The 11569-nt window shown below is 67.7% G+C and carries 11 protein-coding genes; 6 read left to right on the plus strand and 5 right to left on the minus strand.

Annotated elements, in window-relative coordinates; translation table 11 throughout:
* The first annotated feature begins 131 nt into the window (after nucleotides 1-131).
* A complete protein-coding gene (locus tag AC1DKQ_RS14795) occupies nucleotides 132-1049 on the plus strand; it encodes a Bax inhibitor-1/YccA family protein (RefSeq protein WP_476919412.1) in 918 nt (305 codons plus the stop codon).
* A gap of 100 nt (nucleotides 1050-1149) precedes the next feature.
* On the opposite strand, the gene AC1DKQ_RS14800 is transcribed toward AC1DKQ_RS14795, so the two are convergent.
* Nucleotides 1150-2388: an acetyl-CoA C-acetyltransferase gene (locus tag AC1DKQ_RS14800; protein ID WP_476919413.1), complete on the minus strand. Its 1239-nt coding sequence runs from the start codon at nucleotides 2386-2388 to the stop codon at nucleotides 1150-1152.
* A 20-nt stretch (nucleotides 2389-2408) separates the two neighbouring features.
* Nucleotides 2409-3569, minus strand: coding sequence for a galactokinase (gene galK, locus AC1DKQ_RS14805; RefSeq protein WP_476883849.1), 1161 nt, complete (start codon nucleotides 3567-3569; stop codon nucleotides 2409-2411).
* A gap of 76 nt (nucleotides 3570-3645) precedes the next feature.
* On the opposite strand from galK, the gene AC1DKQ_RS14810 reads away from it, so the two are divergent.
* The 4 genes from AC1DKQ_RS14810 (at nucleotide 3646) to AC1DKQ_RS14825 (ending at nucleotide 7941) form a co-directional block, all read left to right on the plus strand.
* Nucleotides 3646-4611, plus strand: a complete 966-nt coding sequence (locus AC1DKQ_RS14810; protein ID WP_476883751.1) for an aldose 1-epimerase family protein — start codon at nucleotides 3646-3648, stop codon at nucleotides 4609-4611.
* A gap of 124 nt (nucleotides 4612-4735) precedes the next feature.
* Nucleotides 4736-6049, plus strand: a complete 1314-nt coding sequence (locus tag AC1DKQ_RS14815) for an AI-2E family transporter (protein ID WP_476919414.1) — start codon at nucleotides 4736-4738, stop codon at nucleotides 6047-6049.
* A 21-nt stretch (nucleotides 6050-6070) separates the two neighbouring features.
* Nucleotides 6071-7309 carry a threonine ammonia-lyase gene (gene ilvA / locus AC1DKQ_RS14820; RefSeq protein ID WP_476883749.1) on the plus strand — a complete coding sequence of 413 codons (1239 nt, stop codon included), beginning with the start codon at nucleotides 6071-6073 and terminating at the stop codon, nucleotides 7307-7309.
* Between the two features lie 5 nt (nucleotides 7310-7314).
* A complete protein-coding gene (locus AC1DKQ_RS14825; protein WP_476919415.1) occupies nucleotides 7315-7941 on the plus strand; it encodes a rhomboid family intramembrane serine protease in 627 nt (208 codons plus the stop codon).
* A 166-nt stretch (nucleotides 7942-8107) separates the two neighbouring features.
* Here the strand turns inward: AC1DKQ_RS14825 and greA are convergent, their stop codons facing one another.
* The 3 genes from greA to AC1DKQ_RS14840 all read right to left on the minus strand — a co-directional run bounded on the left by greA (nucleotide 8108) and on the right by AC1DKQ_RS14840 (nucleotide 10505).
* Nucleotides 8108-8602, minus strand: a complete 495-nt coding sequence (greA, locus tag AC1DKQ_RS14830) for a transcription elongation factor GreA (protein WP_229992877.1) — start codon at nucleotides 8600-8602, stop codon at nucleotides 8108-8110.
* Between the two features lie 258 nt (nucleotides 8603-8860).
* The gene (locus AC1DKQ_RS14835; RefSeq protein ID WP_476919416.1) at nucleotides 8861-9964 is read right to left on the minus strand and encodes an alkaline phosphatase family protein; all 1104 of its coding nucleotides are present in this window, start codon (nucleotides 9962-9964) and stop codon (nucleotides 8861-8863) included.
* A gap of 88 nt (nucleotides 9965-10052) precedes the next feature.
* On the minus strand, nucleotides 10053-10505 hold the full coding sequence (locus AC1DKQ_RS14840; protein WP_476883746.1) for a DUF4307 domain-containing protein: 453 nt from the start codon (nucleotides 10503-10505) through the stop codon (nucleotides 10053-10055).
* Between the two features lie 108 nt (nucleotides 10506-10613).
* Between AC1DKQ_RS14840 and mca the strand changes: the two genes are divergently transcribed.
* Nucleotides 10614-11519, plus strand: coding sequence for a mycothiol conjugate amidase Mca (mca, locus tag AC1DKQ_RS14845; protein ID WP_476883745.1), 906 nt, complete (start codon nucleotides 10614-10616; stop codon nucleotides 11517-11519).
* Nucleotides 11520-11569 lie beyond the last annotated feature (50 nt).

Consider the following 11569-nt stretch of genomic DNA (forward strand, 5'->3'; position numbering starts at 1 on the left):
GGCGGCTCCCCGGGGGAACTATCCCTCCCCGTCGGCCGTGGGAATTGGTAGCGTGACTATACAAATCCCTTTCGTATAGTCCGGGTCGCACCGGAACATCACCCACCCCCTTATTTTGGAGGACACCCGCAATGGCAACTGGCGGAAACCCGATCTTCAGCGGAAAGAATTTCCGCGAAGCCACCCAGGCACCGCCTGCCCCGCAGGCCCCGTATGGCCAGAATCCGTATGGCCAGAACCCCTATGGGCAGAACACCTACGGCCAGGCCCCGGGCCAGGGCGGGTGGAATTCGGCGCAGCAGGGCATGACCCAGGACCAGCTGCAGGAACTGTACAACCGCCCGGCGGCCGGCCCGGCTGACATCGGCCGGATGACGTACGACGACGTCATCGTCAAGACTGCCGGGTGCCTCGGCATCCTCGTGGTCGGTGCCGCAGTGGCGCTCGCCGTCCCGCAGGGCACGGGCTCGATGCTGATGATCCTCGGAGCCCTGGGCGGCTTTGCCCTGGCGATGGTCAACACCTTCAAGAAGCAGCCGTCACCCGGACTGATCCTGGCCTACGCCCTGCTTGAAGGATTCTTCCTCGGCGGGCTGACCCGCATCCTTGACAACCTGTACCCGGGTGTGGGTATCCAGGCCGTCGTCGGGACCCTGTCCGTCTTCGCCGTGACGCTCGTGCTGTTCAAGAGCGGCAAGGTCCGGGCGACGCCCAAGCTCATGCGGTTCTTCTTGATCGCCATGATCGGCTACGCGGTGTTTGCGCTGGTCAACGTCGTCATGATGTGGACCGGTGCCGTCAACTCGCCGTTTGGCCTGAGCACCAGCGTGGAGATCGCGGGCATCCCGCTCGGCGTCTTCATCGGCATCCTGGCGATCGGCCTGGCTGCCTTCTCCCTGATCATGGACTTCACGTCCATCGAGGCGGCCATCAGCGCCGGAGCCCCGCAGCGCTTCTCCTGGACCGCGGCCTTCGGCCTCACGGTCACGCTGGTCTGGCTCTACGTCGAGATCATCCGACTGCTGGCCATCCTCCGCGGCGACGAGTAACCACGGTCGCACCTGTTCGGCCTGCTTTCAACGAGGAGCCCCGCCCAACGGCGGGGCTCCTCGCGTTTGCGGCAACTGGCACCGGGTGAGTTACCCCCCGTCAGCTGAGCCGTTCCAGCACCACCGCCATGCCCTGGCCGCCGCCAACGCACAGCGTCGCCAGGCCGAGGGAGGCGTCGCGGGCGCGGAGCCCGTTGATCAGCGTGGTGGTCATGCGGGCGCCGGTCATCCCGAAGGGGTGGCCGAGGGCGATGGCGCCGCCGTGGACGTTGAGCTTCTCCGCATCGATGGCAAGCTCCCGGGCGCTGGCCACCACCTGGACCGCGAACGCTTCGTTGAGCTCCACGAGGTCGATGTCGCGGATGCTCAGCCCGGCGATCGTGAGCGCCCGGCGGGTCGCTTCCACCGGGCCCATGCCCATCAGCTCCGGGGACAGGGCGCTGACGCCAGTGCAGACGATCCTGGCAAGCGGCTCCAGGCCGAGCTCGCGGGCCCGCCCGTCACTCATGATGACGACCGCGGCGGCCCCGTCATTGAGCGGACAGGCGTTCCCGGCCGTCACGGTGCCGCCGCTGCGGAAGACCGGCTGCAGCGCACCGACGGCCTCCGCGGTGACGCCGGGGCGCGGCGAATCGTCGCGGTCCACCACCGTGCCGTCGGCGCGGGTGTATGACGTGATTTCGCGGGCATAGAACCCGGAGGCGATGGCCGCCTCGGCGCGGTTCTGGCTGAGCACCGCCCAGGCGTCCTGCTCCGCGCGGGTGATGCCGTAGCTTGTGGCGACGTTCTCTGCCGTCTGGCCCATGGCGATGTATACGTCCGGCATCCTGCCGCCCAGGCGCGGGTCGGTCCACGGTATGTTCGAGGCCGCGCGGGCCTCGGTGCGTTTCCGGGCCGCCTCGAAGCGCGGGTTGTGCGTGCTCGCGTCGGTCTCGCCGGCGCCGGCCCATTCCCGGTAGCGGGACACTGCCTCCACGCCAGCGGCCACGAACGCCTGGCCTTCGCCGGCTTTGATGGCGTGGAAGGCCATCCGGAGGGTCTGCAGGCTGGAGGCACAAAAACGGTTGATGGTGGCGGCCGGAACGTTGTCCAGCCCCGCCAGGATGCTGACCACGCGGGCCATGTTGGAGCCGGCCTCGCCGCTGGGTTCGGCGCACCCCAGATAGATGTCGTCCAGGCCGCGGCCCGGCCCGGCGGCGGCATCGAACCCCGGAATCCGGGCGAGGGCCGCGGTGACCATGGCGGCGGCGAGATCGTCCGGCCGCTCGTCCTTCAGGGACCCCTTGAACGCCCGCCCGATGGGGCTCCGGGCGGTGGAAACAATGACAGCTTCTGGCATGCGCCCAGACTACGCCCCGCCTAGGCCAGCCGCATGGCCCCTGCGGCGGGGCTGACGCTGAAGATCTCGGGTGCGGAGTACCCGGCCCGGGCGAAGGCCCGTTCGACGGCGGCACGCACCTGCTGTGCCGATCCCGCCGGGGTCAACGCGATCGCGGAGCCGCCGAAGCCGCCGCCGGTCATGCGGGCCCCGACCGCGCCCGCGGACCGCGCCGTGTCCACGGCAAGGTCCAGCTCGGCGCAGGAGATCTCGAAGTCGTCGCGCATCGAGGCATGGGACGCGTCCAGCAGGGGGCCAATAGCGGCCGGCCCCAGGGTGTCCAGCAGCTCCACCGTCTGCAGGACGCGGTCGTTCTCGGTGACCACATGCCGGAGGCGGCGGAACGTCTCCTGGTCCAGAAGCCCGCTGGCCTCCTCGAGGTCCTCGAACCCGACGTCGCGCAACGCCGGCACGCCGAGGACTTCGGCGGCGAGTTCGCACGATTCCCGCCGGGCGGCGTACCCGCCGTCGGCGTGGGAATGGGAAACCCGGGTGTCGATGACCAGCAGCACCAGCCCCGCGGCGGCGGCGTCGAACGGCACCAGCCGGACACTCTGGTCCCGGCAGTCGAGGAAGACGGCGTGCCCGGCCGTGGCCCGGAGCGAGGCGGACTGGTCCATGATGCCGGTGGGCGCGCCGACGAAGTCGTTCTCCGCCCGCTGGGTAGCCAGGACCATGTCCTGCGCGGACAGGTTGGCGCCCGTGAGCTCATTCAGTGCCGAAATCACGGCGCATTCGATCGCGTGGGAGGACGACAGACCGGCGCCGCGGGGGACATCGGAGTCCAGGAGCAGGTCCACGCCGGGAACCGGTAGGCCCTGTTGTAGCAGGGCCCAGATGACCCCGAGGGGGTACTTTGTCCAGCCCTTGGCGCCGGCGCGGGCCAGCGAGCCGGTGTCCGCGGTGGTCAGCCCCTGGTTCCCAAACGTGGAGAGCATCCGCACGGTGGAATCCGGCCGGACCCTCATGGCCACCCGGGCCGACCGGTCGATGGCGAAGGGCAGGACGAAGCCCTCGTTGTAATCGGTGTGCTCGCCGATGAGGTTGACGCGTCCCGGTGCCCGCCACACGCCGTCGGGCCGGGCACCGAAGACCGCCTCAAAACGGGCGGCGAGCCCGCTGCTGTCCAGGGGAGGATTCATGGCCTGGCGCCCGCGCTGCTGGAAGTCATGGAACCAAGGTATACGGGTTGCCGGGCAGGTCTGTACGGTGGTCACCATGGATCTCTCAGCGACGCCCCCGGCAGCCGGCCCCGATGAAACCATGCGGCGGTACGCCACCGGCCGGCAGTACGAGCTACGGCGCGGCGACGCCCTGGCCATCGTCACCGAACTCGCCGCCGGGCTGCGGCTTTACAGCCGCGGCGGAACTGCGCTGACGGAGAGCTACGGCGACGCCGACATCCCGCCCGGCGCCACCGGCATCACCCTGGCGCCGTGGGCCAACCGGGTGGAGGACGGCGTCTGGTACCTCAATGGCAAGAAGCTGCAGCTCGACATCACCGAAGTCTCCCGCAACAACGCCAGCCACGGGCTGCTGCGGAACTCCTCCTACGAACTCATGGATGAGGACGAGTTCTCCGTGACCCTGGAAGCGGCGGTCTTCCCGCAGCACGGTTACCCGTTCCTGCTCCGGCACCGGGTCCGCTATGAACTGGCGGAGGACCTGGGGCTCGTGGTGCGCCAAACCCTTATCAATGACTCCCAGGGCCCCGCGCCGTTCGTCCTTGGCGCGCACCCGTACCTGCGGCTGGGCGACGTGCCCAGCGAGGACCTCACCGTGAGCGTGGACGCCAGGACCCGGCTGGTGGCCGATGACCGGCTCATCCCGCGCAGCACCGAGCCGGTCGGCGGCGACTTCGATCTGCGCGGCGGGCGGCTGGTGGGGAGCCTGGACCTCGATTCGGCCTATACGGACCTGGAGTTCGACGGCGGCGTTGCCCGGCACACGCTGAGCTCACCCGACGGGCGGACCGTCAGCCTGTGGCAGGACGCGGGCGGCGGCTACGTCCATGTCTTCGTGACGACCGAGTTTCCGGGCCGGTCAAAGGCGGTCGCGATCGAGCCGATGACCGGGCCGGCCAACGCGTTCAACAGCGGTGAGGGCCTGCGCTGGCTCGCGGCGGGGGAGCAGTTCTCCATGACCTGGGGAATCTCGGCCTCGCTGACGGCCACTGCAGGCTGACCTCCCGCGCGGACCTCGCTGCCCGGCTCACCAACACGCCGGCGGTCCGGCACCACCGGCTGGCCCGCGCGCCGTTGCTGGCTGCTGGTTTCCTATTCATCGGCTGCTACGGAATCATGGGGCTATGACGCCAGCTGAGGACGCCGCACCCGCCACAAGCCCTTCCCCTTCGGCGGCCGCGACGGGGGTGCGTACCGGGGCCAGGTCACGGACGGACGGCGAGATCGACCAAGATATTCCCTATGGTGTGCGGATCGCGGCCGCGTGGGCGTGGCGCGCCGGGCTGATCCTGCTCGTGCTCGCGGGGCTGGTGTGGCTGCTCAGCCACGTCAGCTTCCTCATCATCCCCATCATGGTCGCCGCCCTCCTCTCAGGGCTCCTCAGCCCCGCAGTACGCTGGATGGCCAAAAACAGCGTGCCCAAGGGGCTCGCCGTCGCCATCACCGTGCTCGGCTTCATCGGCATCATCGTCGGTGCCCTGACCCTGGTGGGGCGCCAGCTCATGCAGGGATTCGGCGAGCTGTGGGCCGAGGCGCTCACCGGGGTGCAGCAGGTCCAGACCTGGCTGTCGGAAGGCCCGCTCCACCTGACGGCCGCACAGATCGACAAGTACATCGAGGACGCCACCGCCGCGCTGCAGAACAACAGCAGCAGCATCCTCAGCGGTGCCCTAACGTTCGGAAGCACGGCTGGGCACTTCGCCGCCGGCCTGGTCCTTGCGCTGTTCATCCTGATCTTCTTCCTGCTCGAGGGCGACAGGATTTGGGCCTTCCTCGTCAACCTGATGCCCCGGAAGGCGCGCCGCGCTACGGACGGCGCTGGCCGCCGCGGCTGGACTTCCATGGTCAGTTACGTTCGCATCCAAATGTTCGTCGCGTTCGTGGACGCCGTGGGAATCGGCGTCGGCGCCGCCATCATTGGCGTGCCGCTCGCGCTGCCGCTGGGCGTGCTGGTCTTCCTCGGTTCCTTCATCCCGGTGGTCGGTGCGCTGTTCACGGGTGCCATCGCCGTGTTGCTCGCGCTGGTCGCCAACGGGCCTGTCAACGCCCTCATCATGCTGGCGATCGTGCTCGGCGTCCAGCAGCTCGAAAGCCACATCCTGCAGCCACTCGTCATGGGCAAGGCCGTGTCCCTCCACCCCGTGGCCGTGATCCTGTCCGTCGCGGCGGGTTCCTACCTCGCCGGGATCCCCGGCGCTCTGTTCTCCGTTCCGATCCTTGCCGTAGCAAACTCGTCGATTCGCTACATTGCGGGCAGAACGTGGGAACATGATGAAGTGCTGGCAACCGCGGGACCAGAGGGCAGCCCTGCCCTCGAAGCCGGCGCCGACACCACCTTCACAGACGTCCACCTGCCGGGCCGAACCCCCGGCCGCGAGGGCGCCGCACCCAACAGCGGTGCTCCGGGCAGCGATGCCGGACGGGGCACCGACGCCTAACCCGAAGAAGGAGAACAGTTCGTGAATACCCTTGAGAGCCTGCCCGTCACGCTGGACGATGTCCTAGAGGCGCAAAAGCTGCTCGACGGGATTATTACGCGGACGCCGGTGGAATCATCGCGGGCCCTCGGGGCCACGGTGGGCGGCGAGGTCTTTCTCAAATGCGAAAACCTGCAGCGCGCAGGCTCCTTCAAGGTCCGCGGCGCCTACGTGCGGATGGCCAAGCTCTCCGACGCCGAAAAGAAGCGCGGCGTCGTGGCGGCCTCCGCCGGAAACCATGCCCAGGGCGTGGCTGTCGCAGCCAAGAGCCTCGGCATCAAGGCCCGGATTTACATGCCGCTCGGCGTCGCACTGCCCAAGCTGGCCGCGACCCGCAGCCACGGCGCCGAGGTGGTGCTGCACGGCCACAACGTGGACGAGGCACTGGCCGAAGCCAAGCGCTACGCCGACGAAAGCGGCGCCGTCTTTGTCCACCCCTTCGACGACGTCGACGTCGTAGCCGGCCAGGGGACGGTGGGGCTGGAAATCCTCGAACAGGTCCCCGACGTCGACACCATCCTCATGGGCGTCGGCGGCGGCGGCCTCCTGGCGGGCGTGGCAGTCGCCGTGAAGGCACGCGCCAAGGAACTCGGCCGTGACATCCGCATCATTGGCGTCCAGGCCGAGAACGCCGCCGCATACCCTCCCTCGCTCGCCGCTGACGCCCTCGTCCCACTCAAGAAGGTCTCCACCATGGCGGACGGCATCGCCGTGGGCCGGCCGGGCCAGCTGCCGTTCAGCATCATCCGCGAGCTGGTCGACGACGTCGTCACCGTCAGCGAAGACGCCCTGGCCAGGGCGCTGATCTTCCTGCTGGAGCGCACCAAGATGGTAGTGGAACCGGCCGGGGCCGTCGGCGTCGCGGCGCTCATGGAAGGCAAGATCGAAAACCCCGGAACCGTTGCGGTGGTCCTCTCCGGCGGCAACATCGACCCCATGCTGATGCTCAAGGTCATCCAGCGCGGCCTCTCCGCCGCCGGCCGGTACATGACCGTGCGGATGATGCTGGACGACCGTCCGGGCTCGCTGGCCACCATCGCCCGCATCATCGCCGAAAACGACGCCAACGTCACGGGACTGGACCACACCAGGGTGGGCGGCTCCATCAGCATGGGCGACGTCTCCATCACCGTCAACCTGGAAACCAAGGGCCACGAGCACTGCAGCCAGGTCCTCGCGGCGCTGCGCGCCGAGGGTTTCCAGCCGATCGTGGTGCACTAGGGGCCATGGTGACGGACGTGTCCCAGGGAGGGCCTCCGGGAGCCGGGGACAATACCGCGGCACGGGCCCGCCGGGGTCTGCTGGTGGTCGGCTCCTTCGTGGTGTTGCTCTATCTGATCGAGATCGTCAACACCGCGCTCTTCCATTCCCTGAATCGAACTTTCGGGCTACGGCCGCGGAGCCTGGACGGAGTCCTGGACATCCTGACATTTCCGCTGCTGCACTCCAGCCTGGCCCACCTGATGTCCAACACGCTCCCGCTGATCATCTTCGGGTTCCTCGTGTTCCTGTCCGGGCGGCGGGTGTTCATCACCGCCCTGACCGCCAGCTGGCTGGCATCAGGGCTTGTGGTGTGGCTGATCGGCGGCGCCAGCATCACGGTGGGCGCCTCGGGCCTGGTGTTCGGACTCTTCGCGTTCCTGCTGGTCCGCGGCTTCATCAACCGGAACTGGTGGCAGATCGTGCTGTCCGTGGTGCTGTTCATGGCCTACGGCGGCATCCTGTTCGGCGTCCTGCCCACCGCGGCCAGTTTCATCTCGTGGCAGGCCCACCTCGGCGGCGCGATCGGCGGCGTCGCAGCGGCGCTTCTGCTGAGCACCCGGCGCCCGGGGGCACTGCCCGCCGGGCGCTGACAACCGCGGAAAGGCCCGGCGCTGACAACCCCCGAAAGACCTGCGGCGGGCTCTGCACAAGACTGTCCCGGCAAACAGGCCAAAAACGCGACGCCGGTATCCCCTCGAAGGGGAGACCGGCGTCGCTGTTTCGTGCAGGTGTTCCGGAACGGAACGTGTTGCTGCGTCAGCCGGCGTACGGCTTGGCGGACATGATTTCGACCGTGATGTCCTTGCCGTTCGGGGCGGTGTAGCTGAGCTTGTCGCCCTCCTTGTGGCCGACGATGGCCGCGCCGAGGGGGGACTTCTCGCTGAAGACATCCAGATCCGAGTCGCCGGCGATCTCGCGGGAGCCAAGGAGGAAGGTTTCCTCGTCGCCTGCGATCTTGGCCACGACGATCATGCCGGGCTCGACGATGCCGTCGTCGGCCGGTGCCTCGCCGACGTGGGCGTCGCGCAGAAGGGCCGTGAGCTGGCGGATGCGGGCCTCGATCTTGCCCTGCTCCTCCTTGGCGGCGTGGTAGCCGCCGTTCTCCTTGAGGTCGCCTTCCTGGCGGGCGGCTTCGATCTTCTGGACGATTTCTGCCCGGCCGGGGCCGGAAAGGTTGTCCAGCTCTGCCTTCAGGCGGTCAAAAGCTTCCTGGGTAAGCCAAGCCGCAGTTGCGCTGTTGGTGGTAGACACGGACTTCTCCTTTGGGTGGTCATACAAGCAAAGACCCCGCCACGGTGGCCACTTTAATGACGCAGTAACCAGCTCAGCGGGGGAAAGGTATTGATCCATTGTAGTCAATGCTGTGGATAAACCAAAGAGCACTGCGGCGTGCATCACACCGTGTTACAGGTCGGTGCTACGGGTCCGCGGCGAAGACCAGTGCAGACCAGTGCAGGGCAGGGGGCAATCCGTACCATCCTCCACCGTCGCCCGGGGCCGCCGGGCTGGTCATGGCCGCGAGTTGAAGACGTCGGGCCCAAAACTGTCGACACCGGGCGCGCCGGCATATGCGAGGCGTGGCAGCGAGAAAATGTCCTCGATCGTGGCCAGAAGGCTGTAGTGGCTGTACGTCTTGTCCGACGTTGTACCGCCCAGGACGAAGGGAGAGAGCACCAGGGCGCCGACGCGGCCGCCGGCTGTTCCTCCGGGAACGCCCTGGGGGCCTCTGGTGGCACCGTCAGCTTCGTCAAAGGTAATGACAAGCATCCCGTCCTGCTTGTAGGCCGGGGAGTCCAGAATCGCGGGTATCTGTTTCTGCAACCAGACGTCGGCGCTGACCAGGCCTCCCTCCCTGCCGTCCGCGCACGGACTGTCATGCCCGTCATTGCATAAGTTGGGGCTGATGTAGGAAAGGTTGGGAGTGGTTGCTGCGGATTTAAGGTCGCCGGCAAGGTCAGTGAAGTCGACCACGCTCTTCTGGCAATCCGGGGAGGACGTGATCGCCGCGAAGTAGACAAAGGGATTATGCCGGGTCGCGTATTCATCATCCGGTGCGGCGTCCTGGTTAAGGTCCTCGGCCCCGGTCTCAGGGTGCCGGCATGGAGTCTTCATGCCTTCCATGTAGCCCTTCCACGTCTTACCGGCCGCGCTGAGTTGCCCCGCGACGGTCGGTACTGACGCTGGATAGATGCAGCCGGTGCCTTTCACCTGCCCCAGCGGGGCGGTGCCCGCTGGCACGAACGGGACATATGTGGCGCAATCGTTCCGGGTCATGGGGTTGGAGGCCTGCCCCGAGATCTGCGCGATGTAATTGGGAGCGGAGTGGTGGGCGATTGCGTAGTACTTGGAAAGCAACACGCCCTTGGACCGAAGCGTCTCGGAGAGGTAGGGCGCGTCCGAGTCAGCGCCCCAGGCCGCGTCGAATCCTTGATTCTCGAGATTTATCACAAACACATGCCCCGGGCGGTCCGCGCGGGCGCCCGTCGCGGGCGCCTGATTATCCGTGGCGGACCGGGGCTGGCAGCCCGAAACTGACAGGGCTGTTGCCGCTGCCAGAACCAACAGGCCGGCAACGCCCCGGCCGATGGTTCCCTTCGATTTTCCGGGGTTCATCCGCATCCCGCTTTCGTGTTGACGCCTGCAGCAGGCGGCCCGATACCGCATCGGTCACGGAGTCCCGCGTTCCGTGACTATTGTCCAATTATTGTCGTGCCGCGGGAATCCAGCAGCTGTCCACGACGGCGGAGACCGCCTGGGATTCCGTGCGCAATTGGGTGCGGTGGGCGGTGGTCCGGCCGCCCTCCGTGCCGACGTCGGCCGCGTTCGGCCCGATGTCCACAACCTTCCAGCCCACAATCGCGAACTTGGAGTCCATGGCCTTGACGGCGCATTTCGCCTCCGCAGCGGGGTCCTTGGTGACCTGGAAGTCGAGTTCCGTCAGCGTGGCGTCGCGGGTGCTGTATCCGACGTCCTTGAAGCTGACACTGTTAGTGGCCGCCGACGTCGATACCCAGGCCAGAAAGGCAATGCCCACCGCGAGGGCGGCGATCAGGATGTTGCGTTTGGCCTTGCGGGTCAGCGCGCGCTTTTGGCCGCCGTAACGATTGGTTAGGCTGGTAGGTGCCGGCGCGGCGGGCTGATCCTCGGAACTCACCAGTCCAGTTTAGTGTGGATCGGACCGGGATGTTTCCGCGGCGGCTGGCCGGACAGATCAAGCCGCACCCCAACAGAGCAGAACAGCAGAAAGAGGAGCCGTCCCACGATGACAGCATCCCCCAGCCCGTCAGCACCGCTTCGCCTGCTGGCGGTCCATGCTCATCCCGACGACGAATCCAGCAAGGGTGCCGCCACGATGGCGATGTACGCCGCGTCCGGTGCGGACGTCCTGGTGGCCACGTGCACCGACGGGTCCCGTGGCGACATCCAGAACCCCGCGATGGAGGGACTGCCGCACCCCAAACGCGACATGGCAGGGGCGCGCCGGCTCGAGATGGCTGCTGCCGCGAAGGTCCTCGGCATCCGGCAGCGCTGGCTCGGCTTCGTCGATTCCGGCCTGCCGGAGGGCGACCCCCTGCCGCCCCTTCCGCCCGGGTGCTTCGCCCTGCAGCCGCTGGAGCGGGCAGCCGCGCCGCTGGTCCGGCTGGTGCGGGACTTCAAGCCCCACGTGATTCTCAGCTATGACGAGAACGGCGGCTACCCTCACCCGGACCACATCATGGCGCACCGCGTGGCCGTCGAGGCCTTCGCGGCCGCCGGGGATCCTGCCCGGTACCTTGGCATCGGGAGACCCTGGGAGCCCAGCAAGCTTTACTACGACCGCGCCTTCAGCCCGGACCGCTTCCGCGCGCTCCACTCTGCGCTGGAAGAGGCCGGCCTGCAGTCGCCGTATGCGCAGCGACTGGCCGCCTGGCTGGAAGCGGACGCCGAGGGGCACACCCCGCCGCCGCCGACACACCCCACCACCACCCAGATCGAATGCGGGGATTACTTCGAAGCCCGCGACGACGCGCTCCGTTCCCACCGCACCCAGGTGGACCCGGAAGGCTTCTTCTTCGCAGTCTCCGCGGCCATGCAGCGCAAGGTCTGGCCGTGGGAGGACTACTCCCTGATCGAGTCCAGGATCCCGGCGGAACTGCCCGAAACGGACCTCTTCGCCGGGCTAAGATAGAGACAAAAGGGCTCTTCTATCCGGCGTAGAAATAGTCACTGCAGACAAGA

The organism is Arthrobacter sp. 05L421, from assembly GCF_056397785.1.

Excerpts from the sequence above, each read along its gene's own strand:
- AC1DKQ_RS14800 (WP_476919413.1), bottom strand. The coding sequence starts at position 2,388 with ATGCCAGAAGCTGTCATTGTTTCCACCGCCCGGAGCCCCATCGGGCGG.
- AC1DKQ_RS14810 (WP_476883751.1), top strand. The coding sequence starts at position 3,646 with ATGGATCTCTCAGCGACGCCCCCGGCAGCCGGCCCCGATGAAACCATG.
- mca (WP_476883745.1), top strand. The coding sequence starts at position 10,614 with ATGACAGCATCCCCCAGCCCGTCAGCACCGCTTCGCCTGCTGGCGGTC.
- AC1DKQ_RS14815 (WP_476919414.1), top strand. The coding sequence starts at position 4,736 with ATGACGCCAGCTGAGGACGCCGCACCCGCCACAAGCCCTTCCCCTTCG.
- AC1DKQ_RS14835 (WP_476919416.1), bottom strand. The coding sequence starts at position 9,964 with ATGAACCCCGGAAAATCGAAGGGAACCATCGGCCGGGGCGTTGCCGGC.
- AC1DKQ_RS14825 (WP_476919415.1), top strand. The coding sequence starts at position 7,315 with ATGGTGACGGACGTGTCCCAGGGAGGGCCTCCGGGAGCCGGGGACAAT.
- galK (WP_476883849.1), bottom strand. The coding sequence starts at position 3,569 with ATGAATCCTCCCCTGGACAGCAGCGGGCTCGCCGCCCGTTTTGAGGCG.
- AC1DKQ_RS14795 (WP_476919412.1), top strand. The coding sequence starts at position 132 with ATGGCAACTGGCGGAAACCCGATCTTCAGCGGAAAGAATTTCCGCGAA.